The organism is Arthrobacter dokdonellae (assembly GCF_003268655.1).
Taxonomy (GTDB): domain Bacteria; phylum Actinomycetota; class Actinomycetes; order Actinomycetales; family Micrococcaceae; genus Specibacter; species Specibacter dokdonellae.
Window position 1 is genome coordinate 819,999 of sequence record NZ_CP029642.1, and the last position, 19,904, is coordinate 839,902.

General features: G+C 67.0%; 18 protein-coding genes and 1 pseudogene. 9 read left to right on the top strand and 10 right to left on the bottom strand.

Features of this window, described 5'->3' with window-relative positions; translation table 11 throughout:
* Window positions 1–71 precede the first annotated feature (71 nt).
* The 3 genes from DMB86_RS03770 to DMB86_RS03780 are packed head-to-tail and all read right to left on the bottom strand — an operon-like array spanning window position 72 to window position 3,119.
* Window positions 72–854: a nitrilase-related carbon-nitrogen hydrolase gene (locus tag DMB86_RS03770; protein ID WP_113716609.1), complete on the bottom strand. Its 783-nt coding sequence runs from the start codon at window positions 852–854 to the stop codon at window positions 72–74.
* A gap of 34 nt (window positions 855–888) precedes the next feature.
* Window positions 889–2,232: an APC family permease gene (locus DMB86_RS03775; RefSeq protein ID WP_113716610.1), complete on the bottom strand. Its 1,344-nt coding sequence runs from the start codon at window positions 2,230–2,232 to the stop codon at window positions 889–891.
* Complete coding sequence (locus DMB86_RS03780; RefSeq protein ID WP_113716611.1) at window positions 2,229–3,119, bottom strand: carbon-nitrogen hydrolase family protein; 891 nt, start codon at window positions 3,117–3,119, stop codon at window positions 2,229–2,231. Before DMB86_RS03780 ends, DMB86_RS03775 begins: the two co-directional genes overlap by 4 nt.
* A 96-nt stretch (window positions 3,120–3,215) precedes the next feature.
* Between DMB86_RS03780 and DMB86_RS03785 the strand changes: the two genes are divergently transcribed.
* Window positions 3,216–3,968, top strand: coding sequence for a FadR/GntR family transcriptional regulator (locus tag DMB86_RS03785; RefSeq protein ID WP_113716612.1), 753 nt, complete (start codon window positions 3,216–3,218; stop codon window positions 3,966–3,968).
* A gap of 78 nt (window positions 3,969–4,046) precedes the next feature.
* Window positions 4,047–4,373: a hypothetical protein gene (locus DMB86_RS03790; RefSeq protein ID WP_113716613.1), complete on the top strand. Its 327-nt coding sequence runs from the start codon at window positions 4,047–4,049 to the stop codon at window positions 4,371–4,373.
* 7 nt (window positions 4,374–4,380) lie between these two features.
* On the opposite strand, the gene DMB86_RS03795 is transcribed toward DMB86_RS03790, so the two are convergent.
* From DMB86_RS03795 to DMB86_RS03825, 7 genes are all read right to left on the bottom strand, one after another.
* On the bottom strand, window positions 4,381–5,556 hold the full coding sequence (locus DMB86_RS03795; RefSeq protein ID WP_113716614.1) for a Wadjet anti-phage system protein JetD domain-containing protein: 1,176 nt from the start codon (window positions 5,554–5,556) through the stop codon (window positions 4,381–4,383).
* Complete coding sequence (locus DMB86_RS03800) at window positions 5,546–8,920, bottom strand: ATP-binding protein (protein WP_113716615.1); 3,375 nt, start codon at window positions 8,918–8,920, stop codon at window positions 5,546–5,548. The genes DMB86_RS03795 and DMB86_RS03800 overlap by 11 nt, the downstream gene beginning before the upstream one ends.
* Complete coding sequence (locus DMB86_RS03805) at window positions 8,917–9,579, bottom strand: DUF4194 domain-containing protein (protein WP_113716616.1); 663 nt, start codon at window positions 9,577–9,579, stop codon at window positions 8,917–8,919. The genes DMB86_RS03800 and DMB86_RS03805 overlap by 4 nt, the downstream gene beginning before the upstream one ends.
* Window positions 9,576–11,018: a DUF3375 domain-containing protein gene (locus tag DMB86_RS03810; protein ID WP_113716617.1), complete on the bottom strand. Its 1,443-nt coding sequence runs from the start codon at window positions 11,016–11,018 to the stop codon at window positions 9,576–9,578. Before DMB86_RS03810 ends, DMB86_RS03805 begins: the two co-directional genes overlap by 4 nt.
* A gap of 159 nt (window positions 11,019–11,177) precedes the next feature.
* Window positions 11,178–11,621: a type II toxin-antitoxin system VapC family toxin gene (locus DMB86_RS03815; RefSeq protein WP_113716618.1), complete on the bottom strand. Its 444-nt coding sequence runs from the start codon at window positions 11,619–11,621 to the stop codon at window positions 11,178–11,180.
* A complete protein-coding gene (locus tag DMB86_RS03820; RefSeq protein ID WP_113716619.1) occupies window positions 11,618–11,872 on the bottom strand; it encodes a type II toxin-antitoxin system Phd/YefM family antitoxin in 255 nt (84 codons plus the stop codon). Before DMB86_RS03820 ends, DMB86_RS03815 begins: the two co-directional genes overlap by 4 nt.
* A 79-nt stretch (window positions 11,873–11,951) precedes the next feature.
* Window positions 11,952–13,322: an FAD-binding oxidoreductase gene (locus DMB86_RS03825; RefSeq protein WP_113716620.1), complete on the bottom strand. Its 1,371-nt coding sequence runs from the start codon at window positions 13,320–13,322 to the stop codon at window positions 11,952–11,954.
* 355 nt (window positions 13,323–13,677) lie between these two features.
* Between DMB86_RS03825 and DMB86_RS03830 the strand changes: the two genes are divergently transcribed.
* From DMB86_RS03830 to DMB86_RS03860, 7 genes and pseudogenes are all read left to right on the top strand, one after another.
* Window positions 13,678–14,130: an OsmC family protein gene (locus DMB86_RS03830; protein ID WP_113716621.1), complete on the top strand. Its 453-nt coding sequence runs from the start codon at window positions 13,678–13,680 to the stop codon at window positions 14,128–14,130.
* Between the two features lie 108 nt (window positions 14,131–14,238).
* A complete protein-coding gene (locus tag DMB86_RS03835) occupies window positions 14,239–14,475 on the top strand; it encodes a FitA-like ribbon-helix-helix domain-containing protein (protein WP_113716622.1) in 237 nt (78 codons plus the stop codon).
* Complete coding sequence (locus DMB86_RS03840) at window positions 14,472–14,870, top strand: type II toxin-antitoxin system VapC family toxin (RefSeq protein ID WP_113716623.1); 399 nt, start codon at window positions 14,472–14,474, stop codon at window positions 14,868–14,870. The genes DMB86_RS03835 and DMB86_RS03840 overlap by 4 nt, the downstream gene beginning before the upstream one ends.
* Window positions 14,871–14,959: 89 nt before the next feature.
* A complete protein-coding gene (locus DMB86_RS03845) occupies window positions 14,960–16,846 on the top strand; it encodes a plasmid pRiA4b ORF-3 family protein (RefSeq protein WP_171814353.1) in 1,887 nt (628 codons plus the stop codon).
* A 101-nt stretch (window positions 16,847–16,947) separates the two neighbouring features.
* Window positions 16,948–17,337 carry a M20/M25/M40 family metallo-hydrolase gene (locus DMB86_RS20845; RefSeq protein WP_227878586.1) on the top strand — a complete coding sequence of 130 codons (390 nt, stop codon included), beginning with the start codon at window positions 16,948–16,950 and terminating at the stop codon, window positions 17,335–17,337.
* 600 nt (window positions 17,338–17,937) lie between these two features.
* Window positions 17,938–18,459: pseudogene (locus DMB86_RS03855) on the top strand (PhoX family protein); the annotation flags it as partial.
* Between the two features lie 259 nt (window positions 18,460–18,718).
* Window positions 18,719–19,882 (top strand): ABC transporter substrate-binding protein, encoded by a 1,164-nt coding sequence (locus tag DMB86_RS03860; RefSeq protein ID WP_113716626.1) that lies wholly within the window; start codon window positions 18,719–18,721, stop codon window positions 19,880–19,882.
* Window positions 19,883–19,904: the final 22 nt, after the last annotated feature.

A 19,904-nucleotide genomic window follows, 5' to 3' on the forward strand; every position in this document is an offset into this window, starting at 1 on the left:
GCCGTGAGCCGGAAAGCACAGTAAATGGCCGGGGTGCGGGCAGCTTGTGATGCACCGTTGCCGACGGCGGTCTAGAGGATGCGGCGCTGGCGGTGGATGGGGAAGTGGGACCGTACCTGGTCCACGGCAGCCGGCGAGACGTCCGCCAGGAGGAGGTCCGCGTCGAGTCCGAGTTCCGCCACCACGTCGCCCATGGGGCCTGCCAGCAGCGAATTGCCGACCGACACGGGCGTGGCCTGGCATACGCCTGCCACATAGAGGCTGTTTTCAATGGCACGGGCGCCCAGCAGCGTGCGCCACTGGTTCGTCTTCAACTCACCCGGCACCCAGGAGGAGCAGGCCAGCAGGACCTGGGATCCGGCGTCGGACAGGGCCCGTGCCTGCTCCGGGAACCGGAGGTCGTAACAGGTCAGCAGGCCAAAGCGGAGGCCGCCCACTGCAAAGGTGACGGGTTCCGTGGACGGGGCCGGTGCCACGAACTCGGACTCGCAGAAGCCTTGGGCATCGAACAGGTGGATCTTGCGGTAGGCCGCGAGCAGGCCGCCATCGGGGGCGAAGGCGGCCAGCGTGTTGTAGGCGCGCGCGGGGTCCGGGGAGGACTCCACCAGGCCGGCCACCAGGGCGATGCCGTGGCGCGCGGCGATCCGGGAAAGCTCGGTGCCCGCCTCCCCGTCCAGCGGCTGGGCCACTGCCGGGAAGGTGGCGTCGATCTTCTTCTTTTCGTAGGTGGCGTATTCGGGGAAGGCGACCAGGGAGGCGCCGGCTGCCGCAGCACGCCCGGCGAAGGCGTCGATGGCGCGCAGGTTCACAGGCGTGTCCGTACCGGATGCCAGCTGGCCGAGGGCGATGCGCACGCGGGGACCCTTTCCGTGGGGCGTTTCGATGCGCCTAGACTACAGCTTCTTCCAGCGTGGCCATTTCCGGCGGGGCCTTCCGCAGCCCCTTGGTGATGAACAGCAGCACCACAATGCCGACGCCCAGCCATGACAGGCCCAGCGTGACCGCATGGACGTCCAGCTGGGAGAGCAGGTAGCCGCAGATGACAGCGCCGACGGCGGGCACCAGGACGTAGCTGACCGGGTTCAGGTGCCGCCCGGCCCGGCGCTCGCGGACAAAGTGGAAGATGACCGAGACGTTGACCATGGTGAAGGCCGTGAAGGCGCCAAAGTTGATGAACGACGTCGAGGTGGCCACGTCCAGGAAGATCGCGATCAGGCCGATGATCCCCGCGATCACAATGTTGGCCACGGGCGTGTGGTATTTCGCGTTGAGCCGGCCGAACACGGGTTTGGGGAGCACTGAGTCGCGGCCCATGGCGTACATCAGGCGGGACGCGCTGGCCTGCGCCGCCAGGCCGGAGGCGAACTGTGCCGCGACCAGGCCGGCCAGGAACACGGCGCCGAAGAACGTGCCGCCAATCTGCAGGGCAATCTCGCTGGCGGCCGAGGCCGCGTCGGCGAACGCGCCGCCGGGGTGGACCAGCTGTGTGAAGTAGGCAACCACCACGAAGATGCCGCCGCCGATCAGGGCGATGAGCATGATGGCCCGTGGCATGTTCTTCTTTGGCTCGATGGTTTCCTCGGTCAGGGTGGTGACGGCGTCGAAGCCGAGGAAGGAGTAGGCGGCGATGGCTGCGCCGGCGCTGATGGTGCCCAGGCTCGTGCCCGCGTTGAAGAACGGCGCCGAACTGGCCAGTCCGCCCGCGCCGGAGGTGTGGATCACGTGGCCGATGGACAGCGCCACGAAGAATATGATCACCAGGATCTGGAAGGCCATGAGCACGTAGTTGGCCTTGTCCGCGACCTTGATGCCCAGAATGTTCAGGAACGTGGTGATGACGATGAACAGCAGGATCCACACCGCAATGGGGATGCCGGGGAACTGGGCGCTGAGGAAGGATCCGCCAATGAGCCAGATGACCATGGGCAGGAACAGGTAGTCCAGCAGGATGGCCCAGCCCACCAGGAAGCCGACGCGCGGGTCGATCGACTTGCGCACATACGTGTACGCAGAGCCTGCCACCGGGTAGGCGACGGACATGCGCCCGTAACTGTGGGCCGTGAACAGCATGGCCACCATGGCCACGAGGTAGGCGGACGGGGAGGCCCCGCCGGTGGTCTCGGCGATGATGCCGAAGATGCCCAGCACAATGATGGGGGTCAGATACGCCAGCCCGAAGAGGACCAGTGACCGCAGGTTGAGCGTGCGGATCAGGGTGGGTTGCGAAGTCAAGAGATGCTCCTCGATGAGCGGAGGACGGGGGTCCAGGTTGCCGGGTCGATCCGGCCCTGGTAGACGGGGAGCTCGATGGCGGGCTCGCCGGGGCGGAACTGGGACCACATGCGGTTCAGGCCCGCCGTTCCGTGGCGGCGGACATGTTCGACGGCGGACAGGTCCAGTTGGGCGGTGAGCACGGCAGGCTCCGCCGTGGGCGCCTCGGTGATGACGCGGCCCTCCGGGTCCACGATGATGCTGCGGCCCTGTCCGGTGGGACCGGCGCAGTTCACGCTCACCATGAAGACCTGGTTGGTGATGGCGTTGGCCCGGGCCAGCACCAGTTCCTGCTCGCGGTCCGGGGTGGTGGTCTTCACCACGTTGATGATGACCTCCGCGCCCATCCAGGCCAGCTGCCGGGTGACCTCCGGAAACCAGGCGTCGTAGCAGATGTTCAGCCCGGCCCGGCCAAAGCCGTCCAGGTCCACGGTCACGAATTCGTGTCCGGGATCGTAGGGCTCGAAGGGCCGCCACGGGAAGATCTTGCGGTAGAAGCCGGCGATCCCGCCGTCGGGGGAAAGGACCAGCTGTGTGTTGAACAGCTGGCCGCCCTCCCCGCGCTCGCAGATGCTGCCGGGGACCAGCCAAATGCCCAGGTCCGCGGCAATCTGCTGCAGCCCCCTGACGCGGGGCCCGGCAAGGGGTTCCGCGGAGGCCTGCAGCGCTTCGGCGCGCTGCTGGTCGGGTGCGCCGTCGCCAAAGAGGTGAAGTTCGGGAAACACCACCAGCCTGGCGTCCGGCTGGTGCGTCAGCGCGGCCTGGACCTCGCTGGCAAAGCGGGTGAGAGGCTCGCCGATGAGCCGTGGCGGGGCCTGTGCTGCGATGAGGGGCAAGATGCGGGACATGTGGCGCTCCATGTTGGGGGTTGTGACCTGATTCATAATAGATCATATTGATCTCTTATGGGAAGGGTCTGGGAAAATTCCCCTACAGTGATCCTTATGAGCTTGGATTCAGGAGAGGGCGGGGAGGCCTCGCCGATTGACGGCGCCGCGCTGGCCGGCCTTGACCGGCGCAGCGCCATGGACGCCGTGCGCCTGCGCATCGGCACCGCCATATACCTGGGCCTGCTCAAGCCGGGGGAGCGACTGCCGGACAAGGACGAGGTGGCGCTGGGCCTGTCGGTCAGCCCCATTACTGCCCGCCGGGCCCTGACCAGCCTGGCCGAAGAGGGTGTGGTGGTGCGCCGGCGCGGCCGTAACGGCGGCACGTTCGTGGCGGACGAGCCGCCCCGCGCCGTGCTGGCTGCGCTGGCGGCCCCGCCGGACGAATTTGGCCGGGTGCACCGCCTGGTTGACCGCCGGCTGCTCGGCGAATGCGCCGTCACGCACTTCGCGGCGCTGAACATTTCCGCAGACCAGCTGGCGCGGCTGGACGGGCTGACGGAGCGGATGGCCGCTGCCCAGAGCTGGTCCGGGTACCACCAGCTGGACGAGGAATTCCATCGCCTGGTGGCCGGCGCATCCGGACTGGGCGGGGCCGTGGATGCCTACTTTGACGTCCTGATGGAGCTGTATGAATACTTCATTCCGTACCCGATCGAGAGCCTGCACGGCTCCAACCAGGACCACATCCAGCTGGTGGCCGCCCTGCGGGACGGGCAGGTTGAACATGCCGTGGAGATCTCCCGGCGCCATGTGGACACGCTCCACCGCACGATGTTCATGGGCCTGGCCGGCGGGGCGGCGGAGTAGCCCCTCCTGAACGGCGGACGTTGTTGGGGCCGCTGGGGGCGGAAGTTGGCGGCCCCCGGCAGGGTGGATGATGGAGGCATGACTGAACTTCCCCTTGCCGCACGACGCCTGGAATTGGACCACGCCACGGAGGACCTCCGGGAACTCTGCGAGGAGGTGGCCGTGCCCATGCAGGCCCAGCAGTACATCGTCTATTTTTGCGGCGCCGGCGGGCAGTCAGCGAGGGACAAGGCGCCCCGGCGCCAGGCCTTCTATGCCGCGATTGACCGTTTCCAGAGGGCCGTTGAAGCTGCCGGCGACCTTGAGGCTGCCGGGTACGCGCCGCGCGAGGCGGCCAGCATTGGCAAGGAATGCGCCCGCTTCGCGCGGCTGCGCCAGGAGATCAGCGCCGCCGCCGGAGACTAGCGGAACATCAAGCGCCGGCCCGGGGCAGCCGCTCCAGCACGTAGTCCCAGCGCAGCAGTTCCTGTTCCAGGCGCAGCAGCGGCCGGTGGGTGCCGGACTGCAGGTCCGCGTACATGGCGGCTTCGGCGGGTGTCAGATGCGTCAGCGCGGCGCGGGAAGGGCTGTCCTCCCGGCCCCAGAAGTCGCGGTGGGCCAGCAGCGTTTCCTCATCCATCAGGATGCTGCGCACGTGCGGGTGGTGGGCGCGCAGCTGGTCCAGGATGTGGAAGCCGTGCGTGTCGATGTCGCCCCAGTAGAGCACCTCGACGTCCCGCAGCCAGACGCCTTCGCGGATGCCCGCGAAACCGTAGCCGCCGCCAAAGACGGCCAGCGTCCGCGGCGCCTCCGGCAGGGCCAGGAAGTTGACCAGGTTCTCCGTGGTGATGACCCGCTCCACGTCCAGGGCCACGGCGGCGAAAGCGGCAGCCGTCATCTCCACATCCAGCATGCCGGGAACCGGTGCCTGGGCGGGATCCAGGAAACGGACCCTGACCCGGTCCGGCGCCGCCTGGAAGCCGTGCCGGCGGGCGTAGTTCTTGCCAGCCAGCACCCGCTCCGGCGAGAGAACCGCCAGCATGTCGTCGATGAGCCGGCGGTGCGATTCGACGAACTTCGTGTGGACCCCCGGCAGCGACAGCTGCCTCAGGTAGATCCCGGGGGACGGGTTCGCGGCCAGCCACATGGCAACGCGGGCCGCCGTCAGCGCGTCCCCACCGTGCTTGAGCAGCTCCAGCGGCCGGCGCAGCGCCCACGTCCGCAGGCCGGGATCGAGCTCGGTCACGCGCTGGGACAGCTCGGCATGTCTCGCCGCCTCGCGGCCCAGGCCCAAAAACGCGATTTCGTCCCCGGCGCTGTCAAACACGGCGGCGCCCGGCAGCCGGTTCGCGCCGATGGTGTTCGCGCCGACGGTCACGTGTTCCAGCGAGCAGCCGCGCGGCGGCGGATTCCAGGACGCCGCCCACGCGGTGGCCCGGGCGTAGTCTGTGCGCAGTTGGCTGGCGCTGGGGTGCCTGATGGCACGACGCCGCGGATGCAGCCCGGTGGGTGCGTCCAGCTCGCGCAAAAGCTCTCCGCTGGTCCAGGAACGCAGCGACGCCGCCCGCACGTCCGCCGGGGAGGTCCAGCCGGGCAGGTTAGCTGCCACGCCTGTCCCGTTCGGTCCGGTACTCGTGGATGGTCATGTTGCGCAGCTGGGAGTCGTCGCCCGCCTCGTTGGCCACGAAGCCCACATTGGCCACAAAAGGTTCAATGACGTGGATTTTTTGCAGCGGCGTGACAATCAGCAGCTGGAGCTTGAGCCGCTTGAACAGTTCCAGCCCATACTTTGCCGACTCGTCGGAACCGCGGCCAAATGCCTCGTCGATGACCACGAAGCGGAAGGACCGCTGGTTGCCCGGGCCGGCAGCAATCCCGAACTGGAACGCCAGGGCCGCCGCGAGGATGGTGTAGGCAAGCTTCTCCTTCTGGCCGCCGGACTTGCCGCCGGAATCGGTGAAGTGCTCGTGCTCCTCCCCGGTCTCCGTCCATTTTTCCGAGGCCGAGAACGTAAACCAGTTGCGCACGTCGGTGACCTTGGCGGTCCAGCGTTCGTCAAGGTTGGTCAGGCCCGGCCGGCCCCGGAATCGCTCCACCAAGGCTTCCACCTGCAGGAACTTCTGCTCCGAGTACTGTTCCTGGGCGCCAATTGTCCCCTCCGAACAGGCGCGCAGGTCGCTGCCGAACTCGCGCACCTCGGCGTCGGAAGTGGACTGGGGTTCGAGCTGGATGTGCCTTCCGGGGTTGTATTCAATCCGGGCCAGGGACTCGTTGATTTCGCCGATGCGCGAGACGATGTCCGTCCGCCGGGAATCGAGGAAGGCGTTGAAGGCAACGATCTCATGGATGGTGTTTTGCGTCAGTGAGTCCTTGAAGCGCTCGGCAAAGCGGGGGAGGTCGTTATCCACCAGCTGTTGGAGGATTTTGTTGAATTCGCCGGCGGCCTCCAGCGAAGCGTCCAGCTCGGTGGTCTCCGCCGGGTACTTGTTGCGGAAGTCGGTCATGAACCTGATGGTGATTCCCTCGGCGGTGCTGATGCGCTTGCTCAGGGCATCAATGGTGCCCGTGAGGGTGCCCCGGACCCTGCTTTCAATCTTGGCGGTGTTCTTGTACGTGAGCGACTCGGACTCAAGGGCCGCCCGGGCCAGCGCGCCCAGCTCGGCCAGCAGTCCGGCGTCGGACGTCAGGGGAGTCTCCGCCAGGGAATCCCGGCAGTCCGTGATCTGCTCGGTGAGGTCCTGGATGCCCTTCTTGTTGGCGCCAATGCGCTCCGCCAGGGCACTGAGCTTGGCGTTGGCCTTCTCCAGGCGCTGGCCCGTGGCGGATTCGCGTTCGGTGAGCTCGCGCAAGATGTCGCTGGAGGACTCCAGGACGGACTTTTCCTGGCGCAGGTCCTCCATGGTCCGGGCTGTGGCATGCCAGTCCAGGCTGGCGAAACTGACGACGCCCTCCACCGTGCCGATGAGCCGCTGCTGGCGCCCTAGATTGCCCAGCTGGCTGTCGATGCGGCCCAGCGCGTCGGAGGCGGCGCGCATCCGGCCCTCGGCCTCTTCCAGCGCGGACCGGAGCCGGGCGATTTTGTCGTGATTGTCCCAGCCCAGGACGTAGCTGGAGCGGTCCGTCAGTTCCTTCCGGTCGTCCTTTTCATGGCGTCCGCCGCCGCCCTTGAGCTGGCCGTTAATGGTCAGGGCCTTGGGGTAGCGGCGGAAATCGGCCATGGAATCGCAGCACTGGTGGTCAAAGCGGCGGCCGAGCTCGTCGAGCAGGAACTCCCGGAAGGGCGTGCCGGGCTTGATGCCGATCTTGCCGGCCAGCGTGTCGGTGGCGGCCGGGCGCGGGGCGGGGCTGCTTCCCACCTTCAGGTAGACGAGCCGGGCTCGCAGGTTGTTGCCGTCCACCCAGTCGCTGACGGCGGGATAGTGCTCGCCGGTCACCAGCAGGGACAGGGCAAAACCGTGAAGGGTCCGCTCCGCCGCGCCTTCCCAGGCGGCCTCGGATTCGCGCACGCGCAGGAGCTCGCCGGCAAACGGCAGCTCGGATTCGGCAATGCCGGTGCCGTCGCACAGCTTCTTGCGCAGCGCGATCAGCCAGCCCGGCAGCAGGTTTTGCCGGTTCAGCAGGCTCTTCAGCTCGGCCTTGTGGTCTCCGGCCTGTTCGGAGGCCTCGGAACGCTGCCGGTCCAGGGCCGTTCGCTGCCGCTGCAACTCCGTGTTGGCTTCGGCCAGGTGCCTTTCGACGCCGGGCAGGGCCGCGGCGTTGGCGTCGAAAACCACCTGGTCCTCCGGTTCAAACAGGCCGAGGACGGTGGCCGCCTCCGCATACGAGGCGTAGCGTTCCTGCTGGGCGCCCGACTCGATGGCCAGCCGGGCCAGCTCGCCCTCAATGGCGGCGATCCGGCCGCCGCCGCTGTTGCGGATGTCGTCGCGCAGGTCGGCCAGCTCCCGGTTGAGCCGGCCGGCGTCGGCCGTCAGCGTGGTTTGCTCCGCGGCAACCCTGGCGGCCGCGCGTTCCAGCTCCTGCAGGTGTGCCTCGCTCAGCTCCAGCTTTTGGGTGGTGAACCAAGGTGAGAGCTGCTCGCGCTGTTCGTGGGCGCGGTCGTAGTCCGTGGTCAGCGCGTGGTGTCGGGCGGCGTTGTCCCGGACTGGCTCCAGCATGCGGATCTGGTCCTTGGCCCGCAGCACGGCGTCGTGGGCCTTCTTCAGGTCGTCAAAGTGGTGAAGCAGGTTCTTGATGCGCGTGTCAACATCGTCCTCTTCAAGCATGTTGGTGCGCACAAAGTGGGTGATGTTTTCCACCTGCTTCATGGACACCGTGCGGTGGAACAGGTCCATGGCCTGCGCGGAGCCGATCCCGAAGTGGCGCTTGAACGCGGCCGCGTACTTTTCAAACACGTCAAAGACCGAGACGCCGTCGTTGCGCAGGCGCCGCTTGAGCTTGGCCATGTCGGTGCCAAAGTCGGAGAAGTCCGTCTTGATGCTTTGCGCGCCCTCGGCAATGGTGTAGAAGCGCGTGGGCTGGCCGGCCTCCTGGGTGGCCCACAGCGTGATGGCCAGGGAAATGGTCTTGTCCAGGGCGGCATTGTGGAAGACGCCCAGCACCACCGTGAAGGTGCCCGGACCGCGCAGCGCCACGGGCCGGGAGGTGTCGCCGATGCCGCTGCGGGCGCTTTTGTGGAAGCCGCGCACGTAGGACATGAGGCTGCGTTCCTTCTTTTGCGCCCCGGCAGCCTTGTTGTATTCGATCCGGTTCGCCGGCAGCAGCAGCGTGGTGATGGCGTCCACAATGGTGGACTTGCCGGAGCCGATGTCGCCGGTGAGCAGGCTGTTCTCGCCGTCGAGCCGGAAGGTGCGCACGTTCTTGTTGAAGGTGCCCCAGTTGAGCAGCTCCAGGCGCTGCAGGCGGAAGCCGGGGCGGGTTCCGGCGTCGTCCGCGGTGAGGTCGTCGAGGCTGAAAAGCCCGGCCTGGGTGCTCATGCGGTGGCCCTTTCCTTTGTGGCGCTGCCTGCGGTGCCCGCTGCGGGCAAGTCCGAGGCGAGGGTCGAACGGTAGTCGGCCAGCCGCGCGTCGAACTCTTCCAGCCACTGGGCGTCCACATAGGCCTTGAGAATGCGGGCCACCTCGAAAGTCTGCTCCTGGCCGCGGAGCTTGCGCAGGAAGCCCAGCTCGGTGACCTTCTTGATGTTGGTGGCCAGCTGGTCCTGGATGCGGGCCTCGTTGCTGGATTCGGGCAGGAAGACGGAGACCATGTCGCCGATCTGCTCGGCCGTCATGATGAGCCGGGTCTCGCTGTTTTGCTGGTCGAACTCGGCCAGCCGGGCGCGCAGCAGGGCCAGCAGGAGGCTGACGTTGAAGGTCAGCTGGCGGCGGGGGATGAGGCGGGGCAGCTCGGGGTCGGCGTCGGGGCTGGAACGCAGGAAGGCGTACCCTTCGGTGTCGTCAAGCACCAGTTCCAGGCCCAGCACGGCCACGTAGTCCCGGACCTGGGCGGACAGTTCCATGAGCCGCTGCCACAGCTTCTCGTCCGACTCGCGGTAGACAACGCCCTTGAACAGCCGGGTAATGGCCAGGGGCAGCCCGTCGGGCGCCCTGGCGGCATCCGGGGCACCTGCGGGTTCAGCGGGGATGGCGGTCATGATGGCCTCACAAAGATGATTTGGTCGACGGTGGCCTCGCGCAGGCTGCCGTCGGGCAGGGTCCAGGACAGGGTTTGGGAGCGGTCCGAGTCGATGGTGGCCCACGTGGATTCGGTGGCGAGCTGGAAGTAGGTGACGAGCTCCGCCAGGCCCTGGCTGAGCGGGAAGGCGTCGGTGACGTCCGCCAGCGTGGCCTGCCCGGCTTCCGCCAGGACGGAATCGATGTTGGCTTCCAGCCGGTGCGCGTCCACATGAAACTGGGTGAACAGGGCGTCGGCGTCCACGTCCAGATCCTCGGCGACGTCCACGCCGTCGTGAATGGCGACCTGCCTGCTCGGTTCATAGAGGGGACGCTCAAACGGAAGGGCCACGGGGATGTCATGGCCAGGCAGTTCGGCAAACGGGCCCGACGGCGGACTGGTCCTGACCGCGACGGCGCTCGCCTCGATGTTGCGGATCAGCGCCATGATGCGCTTGTTTTCCAGAAAGACCTTGTCGTCGAGCAGTCGGCGGATTTGGGCGGAGAGCTGGCGGACGGTGGCCTGGGTTTGTTCGACGGCGGGCAGCCAGTCGTTCTGCATCGACGTGATGGAGAGCAGGCCGTCCTGCGCGGCGAGGGCCTCGATTTTGGTGGCCCGGTCCAGGAGTTCGTGAAGTTCGGAGCGCAGCTGCGGAGACATCAGGTAGTCCCAGAACCCCTGGAAGGTGCGTCCCTGGAGGGAGCCGCTGATGTCCTGCTGCGAGGAGAAGATGGTCTCGAGGAGGTCCCCCTGGCTGCCGTCCCACATGGAGATCTGCTCGCGGAGGTTCCGGTCGAGCTTGCGGAAGTTCGCCTCCACCTCCCGGAAGTCGGCCAGCAGGTCCTTGGCCTGCGTGGTCAGCTGGTGGAAGTGGTCCACCGCTTCCGGGCCGCTCATGACAGGGATTTCGCCGGAGCGGATCCGTTCCATCTGCGCGTCGATGTCGTCGCGCTGGCGCTGCAGTTCCGCGAGCCTGGCCTCGGGGTCCGTTTCCGAGCCGTGGACCAGGGTTTTCAGCAGGTTGAAGATGCTGGAGAGGCGTGATTGCGTCGGCACAAAATCGCGTCCGCGCAGGGCCTCCACCCAACGGATGACGTCCTCGGTGGAGGCGGTGAGGTCATAGACGGGTTCATCCCGGCTGTCCGTGTAGAACTTCCGCAGCCACGCCTTTTCCGGTTCGGCCCAGTCGTCCAGGTAGTCGGCGGCGGAGCGGGGGAACCTGTCCTCGCCGAGGGAGTCGCGCAGGCTGAACAGCACGTCATCCAAAACATCAATGAGGTCCTGGCGGCCCAGGTTGCGCTGGTTGGGGTCCGTGAAGGCGGTCATGAAAAACGTCAGCGCCAGGGGTGCATTTTGGGCGCGGAGCAGCGACCAGCCCGCGTGTGTTTCACGCAGGGAGTTGATCGAAAAGTAGTCCACGGCATCGCTCCAAAGGCTCTAACTGCTTCAATCAACAATCGTAGGGGCAGGCGCTGACAAAGCGTTCATTGCTCACGACGGCGGACGCGCCGGTTTGGGCGGTAACGCCGCCTCTGGCCGGCCGCCGGGCGGCGCGGCACCGGCCACTGGGCGGCCGCCTCACCTCGGACCGGCGCCAGGGGAGATGGCCGCCGTCGCCGCCCCGGCGGACTGCCACGCGGCAAGGAGCCGTGCATCGCCGGAGACGAGAACCGCATGCGGGTCCGCGGCAATGAGCAGGCCGGCTGCGCAGTGGACGGCGTCATAGCCGCGGAGCCGGAAGCGGCCCGCGGCTTCGGCGCCGTGGAGCATCAGGGCCTCGTCAAGTTCAACGACGTTGAACCCGGACCAGTAGTCGTCCAGGGTGGACAGGCTGGTTTGGAGCTGGGAGGAATCAAGCCGCCCGATGCGGTGGGCCTGGTGCAGGGCCGCGGAGGCTTCAACGTACAGCAGTGGCGTGGAAACTACTGCAACGGAACCGTCCCACAGCTCCCTGTACGCGACGGAATCCGCCTCGGCGATGAGCAAGGGAACAAATGCCGAGGTGTCCCAGTACGTGATCACCCGCGCTGCTCGGCCACGAGATCGCTGACGGGCGCCCCCACATCCAAGGGATCACCGGAGGGGTGCTTGGGTTTGGCCGCACTCGTGACCTTGCCATCGGCGACCAGGCGTTGAAGCGTCTCGTCACCCCTCAGGGGGACCACTTGGGCCACAGGAGTGCCCCGGTCGGTGATGATGATGGTCTCACCTGAGCGCACGCGGGCGAGGTGCAGGCTCAGGTGCGCCTTGAAGTCGCGGATGCCAACGCCCATGCCTGCCGACTCCTCAATGTAGTCACATTTTGGGTCTAATTGTAGTCTCATAAACCCGTCGCGGGCTGTCCGACGGCGGTCAAATTCCCTTGCCGGGGTTCAGGATGCCCAGCGGGTCGAAGACGGCCTTGATCTTGTGCTGCAAGTCAAGGGAGAGGCCTCCGACTTCCTCTTCGAGCCATTCCTGCTTCAGCAGGCCGATGCCGTGTTCCCCGGTCAAGGTCCCGCCAAGTCGCCTGGCCAGGCGGAACATTTCGCCCAGTGCAGCCTTGGCGGGACCCTCGGTGATGGATTCGTCCTGGCCGACCACGACCATGGGGTGCAGGTTGCCGTCCGCGGCGTGGGCGATCACGAAGATCTTCACCCCGGTCCGCTTTGAGATCTCGGCCAGACCCTCAACCGCCTCGGCCAGTCGATTGCGTGGGACCCCGATGTCCCCGATGGAGACACGTCCCAGCCGTTGCAAGGCGGGGATGGCATTGCGGCGCGCCGCGACCAGCTCGGCGGCCCGCGCGTCGTCGTCGGTCTGCTCCACGGAGGTGGCAAACGGGGTGATCGCCTCGACCAGCACCCGCTGCTCCAGCAGGGCGCCGTAACCATCCGTCTGGGCCAGCAAAAACGCGTTGCCCCGGCTGCTGTGGTCGGTGCCCATCATCGCGTCGACGGCGGCCAGGGTGGCGCCGTCGATGAACTCCAGGATGGCCGGCTGGATCCGGGCCTCAACGATGGCCGAGGCGGCCTGGGCGGCCGCGGGAGCGTCCGCGAAGTAGGCAGCCACGGTGGCGGTATGTAATGGTTTGGGACGCAGGCGCAGCGTCGCCTCGACCACCACGCCGAGGGTTCCCTCCGAGCCGATGAGCAGCGCGTTCAGGTCGTAGCCGCTGACGCCCTTGATGGTGTTCCGGCCGGTTTTCAGGATCCGTCCGTCGGCCAGCACCACCTGCAGCGAGAGCACGGACTCGCGCGTCACCCCGTACTTGGCGCACCACATCCCTCCGGCGTTGGTGGCCACATTGCCGCCGATCGAACAGATCGCCGTGCTGGCCGGGTCCGGGGCATAGAACAGTCCGTGCTGTGAGGCGGCGGCATTGACGTCGGCGTTCAGCACGCCCGGCTGCACCACCGCTTGCTGCTCCACCGGGTCAATCGAGAGGATCCGGTTCATCCGGCTGACATCCAGCACCACGGTCCCCGCCGTGGCCGAGGACCCGCCGGCCAGGCCGGTGCCCGCACCTCGCGGCACGATGGAAACCCGGTGGCGGGTGGCCAGCCGCAGGGCCTGGACCACGTCGTCCACGGACTCGGCGTAAACAACGCCGTCAGGAATGCTGCCGGGCACATAGCCGGACCGGTCGACGGCGGCACGGGCCCTCTCCTGCGGGTCGGTCGAGACGATCCGGCACGCGGTCAGCAACGCATGGACGCCGCCGTCGTTGGGGAGTGCAGTCATGCTCCCACCCTCGCCCATGCGCGCGGGGACCGCAAGGCGTTCGTGGCACTTGAGGTGGGGAGCGGGAGTCCCGTCGAAACGGGGGGCCGCAAAAGTCTCCCGTCCGGCGTCGTCCCGGTTCTACGGGCTGTTGCGGGGGCGCCCGGGCCGGGAACGCCGCCGGTACATGATGGCGGCCACCACCAGCCTCGGCGCGGGTGGCCGCCCACACGGCCACGACAATGTTCCCGGCAGCGGTCAGCAGGATGCTGCGCACGGGGACCCCGGTGCGCCTGTACGTCCATGGGGTCAATTTGCCGCACGCAAGGCGCCGTCTGAGCGGACTTTCGAAGATGGCTGGTGGCATGATGGGCACATGAGTGAAAACGATGATTCCACGCTGCGTTCCGTGCAGCTGACCCGCACCGCCACCGCCCGCTACACGGCACGCAACGCCGCGGGCGCCGAAGTAGAGTTTGGGCACGGCGAAGGGCTGCTGAGCCCTGTCGAACTGCTGCTGGCCGCCATCGCCGGCTGCTCGTCGATCGACGTCGACACCGTCACAGCGCGCAGCGCCGAGCCCACTTCGTTCCGGGTAGGGGCCAGCGGCCACAAGGTGGTCGAGGACGGCGCCAGCCGCGTGGACGGGCTGCACCTGTCCTTCAACGTGGCCTTTCCCGACACGGAAGGGGGGCGAAAGGCGGCTGGCATGGTGGAGCGCCTCGCAGCCCTCTCGCACGACAAGTACTGCACGGTCTCCCGGACGGTGGAGCGCGGCACGCCCGTCTCTCACGAGGTCAACGTCACCGTCGGGGATGCCGCAGGCTGACCGCCGCCATTTGGTTCACGGCAATTGGCTGTTTTCGGCCCCCACAAGGCGCTCGGCAAACGGCAACGCGTGACTGCGAAATGATGATAATGCTGCTAAAATGACTGCATGAGTGTTGCCATCACAGTACGCGACGTGCCGGACCAGGTCAGGGACGAATTGGCCTCGCGTGCTGCGCGCGCCGGGATGTCCCTGCAGGAGTACCTGCGCCGCATGCTGGTCCAGAGTGCCGCCCGGCCTGCGGTCGACGACCTTATCGCTCGTGCCCGTTCCCGTGTCGAGGCCACCGGCGTTCGAGTCGACGCCGCATCGATCATCGCCGCCCGCGACGCCGACCGGCGATGAGGCCACGTGTAGTTTGTGACGCCTCCGTTGTGGTCGCCGTCCTGCTGGATTCGGGTCCTGACGGGCGCTGGGCCACCGACGCCCTCACCGGAGCCGACCTTGCCGCTCCCAACCTGCTTCCGTTCGAGGCGGCCAACATTATCCGACGTCACGAGCTTGCCGCGTTAATCACCGCCGACCAGGCTGCCCAGGCGCATGCCGACCTTCTGGACCTGGCCATCGAACAGTGGCCGTACGACCTCCTGGCGCCCAGGGCTTGGGAGCTTCGCAAGAACCTGACGAGCTACGACGCCAGCTACGTCGCCCTCGCTGAACTTCTTGGCCACGCGCTTGTCACCCTTGACCGCCGCATCGGCCGTGCACCCGGCTTGCGTTGCCCGGTCGCTACACCGTAAGACGATAGTGTCGCGGCATGCCCGCCCTCGCGCGGTGGCGGAAGAGTGCCGGGTCGCCTGAGCGGCCCGGGACATGTCAGCATGGAGACATGGCAAAGAAGACCAAGTCCCATCCCAAGGCCGCACGCACCTCCACCTCCGTCAGCGCCCTGCGGGCGGAGCGCGGAATCGACGCACTTACCCCGGCGTTTGTCCGCTGGTTTGAGGGCACCGAGGGCGTGCCGGCCGGCGCCGCCATGGTTGTTCTGGAACCCGTCAAGGCCTTCGTCACCGCGTACTTTGAAGCGTCCCCGGCGTCTGAGGTCACGAGCTTCGAACCGGCTCCGTTCGCCCAGGCCTTGGACGAATTGTTGGACGGGGTCGATGAGGAGGACGAGGAACTCCTTGAATTCACCGTGGAATCCATTCACGGCTACCTCGAATTCCTCAGCGAAACGGAGGCCTGGACCGGCAGCGCCGAGGACTTCGACGCCATTGAAGACTTTTTCTACGAGGACGACGACGAGGGCGGCTGGAAGGGCGGGATCCCCGACATCGTGGTCCCGGACCTGACCTTGGCGGAGGAATTGGCCGGCCTGTCCGGCACCGCGATGGGCCAACGACTGGACGCACTGCTGAGCTGGGTTGGCACTGGCAAGGATGTCACGTCCAGGGGTTGGCTGCGCATGAAGGACATCGAGGCGGCGGGCGCCGTCCTCGGCCTGGCCGTCAGGGGCGCCAAGCTCTCGGCGCACAAGGCTCCGGAGGGCCAGAAAGCACTCTTCGGGGATGCCGCTGCGGGAGCCAACGCCGTCCGCACAGTCAAGTCCATGAACGACGAACCGTCCATGGCGCTGTTCTGGACCGCCCTTCAGGAAACGTTTCTCATCGAGATCGGTACCACCAGGGTCCGGCTGACGCCCCTGGCGGAACGCTACCTGGACGCCACGGGGGAGGAAAAGCTTTCGGTGCTGCGCGGCTTCACCACCGTATTCATCGAACTGGCTGTCAATGGCGAGGAAACGTGGAACCCGTGGATGCTCCAGGCCGCCGCGATCGAAACGGCGGTCCTGGTTGCGGCCACGACGGACACGCCGCCGGCCATGGACAGGATCCGGTCCCTGATGGCCCCGGCCGGCGACGGGGATGTGGAAGACGGGGATGTGGAATCCGGTCCGCACTTATGGGATGAAATATCTGGCCGCATTGTGCTCCAACGGCTCGAATACCTCGCAGAGCTCGGCCTGGTTGCCATGGGCACGCACCTGCGCGTCCCACCAGCCGTCGTCGGTTGTGTGGCGGCAGCGCTGAAGGAGGCGCTCAGCATGGACGACGGGTTTGACGACGGGCCTGAAATTGAGCTTGCAAGGCCCGAAATTCGCATTATTCCCCCGTCCGAATCGAGGAAACAGCCCAAGCGGGACCCGAAGGCGCCGATCCTGCAGCTGAAGGTCATGCTCAAGGGCTCCAAGCCGCCCGTCTGGCGCCGCCTGCTGGTCCGCTCCGAGCTGACGCTGGCCGAGTTCCACCACGTCCTCCAGGCGTCCTTCGAATGGCAGGACTGCCACATGCACAATTTCCAGGTTGGGGGATGGGGCGGGACGGAATATGGACCCACGGACGAGGAGGGTCTCGGCGACCCGCCCATCGACGAGGCCGGCGTCACCGTCGGGGAACTGCTGGCCAACGAGGGGGACAGCGTCACCTACACCTACGACTTTGGCGACAACTGGGAACACTCAGTCGCCGTGGAGAAGGTCCTGCCGGCCGACGCCGGTGCCCGCGCCGTGCGCTGCACCGGCGGCCGCGGCGCGGCCCCCTTCGAGGACAGCGGCGGAGTCTGGGGCTGGGCTGCCATGGTGGCGGGCGCCAACGATCCCAGCCACGAGGAACACGAGGACTTCCGCGACTGGCTCGGCCTTGAGCGCGGGGAAACCCTGGACCTGAAGGACTTCGACAGGGACGCGCTGGACGAGGAACTGGCCGGCCTGTTCTGACCCGGCGGCCTGTTCTGACCCGGCCGCCCGGGCGGGCGCCTGGCTGCCTCGACGAGCCGCGGCGCGAGTGGTGCGGGTTGCGTCCGTGGACATCGAATGGGGTGCGGAATAGCGCTGCAACCGCGGAGCCGTTCCGCAGGAGAAAGCGCGCGCTGGGGTGGACGTCCAAGGACACGGCAACCGACACCGACGGCTCCACGGTGGGCGTCATGCACGCCTGCGGCCACGACATGCACACCACGGCCCTCCTCGGTGCGGCCAAGCTGCTGGCCGAGCACGTCATGGCGACCGAGGCCGGGACCATCGGCACCACGGCCGACCCTATCCTTTCGGCGGGCGACTCGATCAGGATCACCATCCACGGCCGCGGAGCGCACGGATCCACGCCGCACAACTCCGTGGACCCCGTGGTGCTGGCCGCCTCGATCGTGTCGCCGCCGCCGGCTCGCCCAAGGAGCCCGAGTTTGAGTACTACGACCAATACCCGCTGACCACCAACGACGCCGGCGCCAACACCAAAGTGACGGAGGCCTTCACCGCCCACTTTGCCTCCGGGCTGGTCTATCACACGGCGCCGGCCACGGCGTCGGAGGACTTCAGCCGGATCCCGGACGCGTTCGGGGTGACGCATGTGTACTGGACCGTGGGATCGGTGCCGTCGCCACCGTCGCCACCGCCCGCACCGGCTGCGCTTGCGCCAGCTGTGCCGCCGACATCGCTGGAAAGGTCGGTGCCCGGCCCGCCGCAGCCTCCCTCTCTGGAGTCCTGGGACCAACAGGGGCATGATGGAGACAGGCGGACATCAACCGGCAATTCCACCAAACCGTCCGCCAGCCGGATGCGATGCCGGCGCGGACTAGGGAGTCGCAGGGTCATGGACATGGTGACACTTGGGTACATCGGTCTCGGCATGATCGTCGTGACGGTGATCATGAGCATCATCGCCATCTACGGAGGGCACGGGCACCGCAAGCACGTCCACTAAACGCACCGCCAACGCGCTTGACGAGGTCCCCGGCACACCCTGAACGCGTACGTCCGGAGGGACGCGGCGGAGTTCACATGCTCACGGCATGGGGCATGTCTCCAACAAGGCCCACAACATGACCCTGCTGACCGAGGGCGACCTCTTCGTGGCACACTTTGCCGGCAACTCGGCCTCCGAGATCGACGGCTCGGGCACGGTCCCCGCCGACGGCAGGTTTGACGGCTCCGGCGCGTGGCTGCCGCTGGTGGTCAACGGCAAGAGCGCCATTTCGGGCATGAGCGTCCAGGAGGTCCTGGTCCACACCCGCATAGCGGCGGACAAGGCCGGCGCCACGAAGATGGACCGCTGCGAGGACGTGCAGCCGAACCTGCAGACCGGCAAGGTGTACGTGGCCTGCACCAACAACACCAAGCGCGGCCTTCCCGGCCAGGAGGCGGCAGATGAGACGGACCCCCGCGCGGAAAACCGTGACGGCCACGTGGTGGAGCTCGCCGAGCGCCACGGGGACGCCACCGCCAGCACGTTCAACTGGAGCCTGTTGATGCTCTGCGGCGACCCCGCCACGAACGCCGAGACGTACTTCAGCGGCTTCCCGGCCGCCCAGGTGAGCCCCATTTCCTGCCCGACAGGTCCGCGCGCCCCGTCCGTCGAATGTCCAGATCTTCCCCACGCAGCAGCGCTAACGCCGACCCGGGATGACGAAACGGACATTTGATCCTGATATATCGACCTCAAATGCCCGTTTCGTCATCCTGCGCCTATGACCAATACGACCACAACTGGCCTCCTTTGTACCAATACGACCAAAAGATTGTTCTCCCATGCGTCTGCCCGGAACATGAACTGCAGGACAATTCGTGTTCGACATCACAAGGGAGTGAACAATGTTTGGTACTTCGTCTCTTAATTCCGGCCCGGTCAGCCGCCGGAGCTTTGTGGGCCTGGGGGCCCTCGGAGCGGCGACCCTGGCGGCGGCCCTGACGGGCTGCGGCGGTTCCGCAGCACCCAAGGCGCCCGGCGCCGCGGGCTCCGGCACCCCCAGCTACTACCCCTCCGACTACTCAAAACTCATCGACGCGTCGAAGGCCGAGGGCGGCGCCCTCACCATCTACTCGAACACCGACCAGGAAAACTGGGCGCCGATCATCCGGGACTTCAATTCCAAGTACTCCTGGGTCAAGGTCTCCGCGGCCAACCTGGACAGCGACGAGGTGTTTCAGCGCCAGCTCAGCGAATCCGCCACGGGCAAGGCCCCGGCAGACATGCTGGTCTCCAACGCCGTGCAGGCCTGGGCCAGCTATGCGTCAAAGCCTGACACGCTCATGGCCTATGACTCGCCGGAAACCAAGCAGCTGCCCGAGTTTGCCCAGCTGATGCCCAACGTGTGGGCCATGTCCCTTGACCCTGTGGGCATCGCCTACAACTCGGCGCTCATGAAGAACGCTCCCACCAGCATCGCGGACCTGGCCAAGGCTGTCTCCGCCAACCCGGGAAGCTTCAAAAACAAGATCACCACCCGCGACGTCAAGGGCGCGTGGGGCTTCAGCGTTTCCCACGCCTTTGCACAGGGCAACGACGACGCCTGGACCGGCCTGGACCAGATCCTTCCGACGGCCCGCCCGGAAACATCCTCCGGCACCCAGAAGGAGAAGATCCTTTCCGGGGAATACGAGGCCGGATTCTTCATCAGCTCGGCGGTGGGCTACCCCGCCGAGAAGGCCAGTGGCGGCCTCGTGAAGTTCGTGCTGCCCACGGATGGAACCGTGGTCCTGGGCCGCGGCATCGGCATCACCCCCAAGGCCCCGCACCCCGCGACGGCCAAGCTGTTCCTTGACTTCGTCCTCTCCGAGGCCGGCCAGAACGCCGTCGCCGAAGGCGGCCTGAGCTCGTACCGCGAGAACGTGGAACTGACGGAGGGCCGCCACACGTACCAGGAAGTGGAGAAGCTGGCTGGCAAGGACAGCATCATCCGCGTCCCCTACAAGGTGGTTCCGGATGCCGAAGTCGCTGCCTTCGTCTCCAAGTGGAACGCCAAGCTCGGCAGCTAGCGTCCGTTCCCTTTTCGACAGT

Bases quoted from the DNA above. Each gene is read 5' to 3' on its own strand.
- DMB86_RS03780 (WP_113716611.1), bottom strand. From the start codon at position 3,119: ATGTCCCGCATCTTGCCCCTCATCGCAGCACAGGCCCCGCCACGGCTC.
- DMB86_RS03785 (WP_113716612.1), top strand. From the start codon at position 3,216: ATGAGCTTGGATTCAGGAGAGGGCGGGGAGGCCTCGCCGATTGACGGC.
- DMB86_RS03790 (WP_113716613.1), top strand. From the start codon at position 4,047: ATGACTGAACTTCCCCTTGCCGCACGACGCCTGGAATTGGACCACGCC.
- DMB86_RS03800 (WP_113716615.1), bottom strand. From the start codon at position 8,920: ATGAGCACCCAGGCCGGGCTTTTCAGCCTCGACGACCTCACCGCGGAC.
- DMB86_RS03805 (WP_113716616.1), bottom strand. From the start codon at position 9,579: ATGACCGCCATCCCCGCTGAACCCGCAGGTGCCCCGGATGCCGCCAGG.
- DMB86_RS03820 (WP_113716619.1), bottom strand. From the start codon at position 11,872: ATGGGCGTTGGCATCCGCGACTTCAAGGCGCACCTGAGCCTGCACCTC.
- DMB86_RS03825 (WP_113716620.1), bottom strand. From the start codon at position 13,322: ATGACTGCACTCCCCAACGACGGCGGCGTCCATGCGTTGCTGACCGCG.
- DMB86_RS03830 (WP_113716621.1), top strand. From the start codon at position 13,678: ATGAGTGAAAACGATGATTCCACGCTGCGTTCCGTGCAGCTGACCCGC.
- DMB86_RS03835 (WP_113716622.1), top strand. From the start codon at position 14,239: ATGAGTGTTGCCATCACAGTACGCGACGTGCCGGACCAGGTCAGGGAC.
- DMB86_RS03840 (WP_113716623.1), top strand. From the start codon at position 14,472: ATGAGGCCACGTGTAGTTTGTGACGCCTCCGTTGTGGTCGCCGTCCTG.
- DMB86_RS03845 (WP_171814353.1), top strand. From the start codon at position 14,960: ATGGCAAAGAAGACCAAGTCCCATCCCAAGGCCGCACGCACCTCCACC.
- DMB86_RS03860 (WP_113716626.1), top strand. From the start codon at position 18,719: ATGTTTGGTACTTCGTCTCTTAATTCCGGCCCGGTCAGCCGCCGGAGC.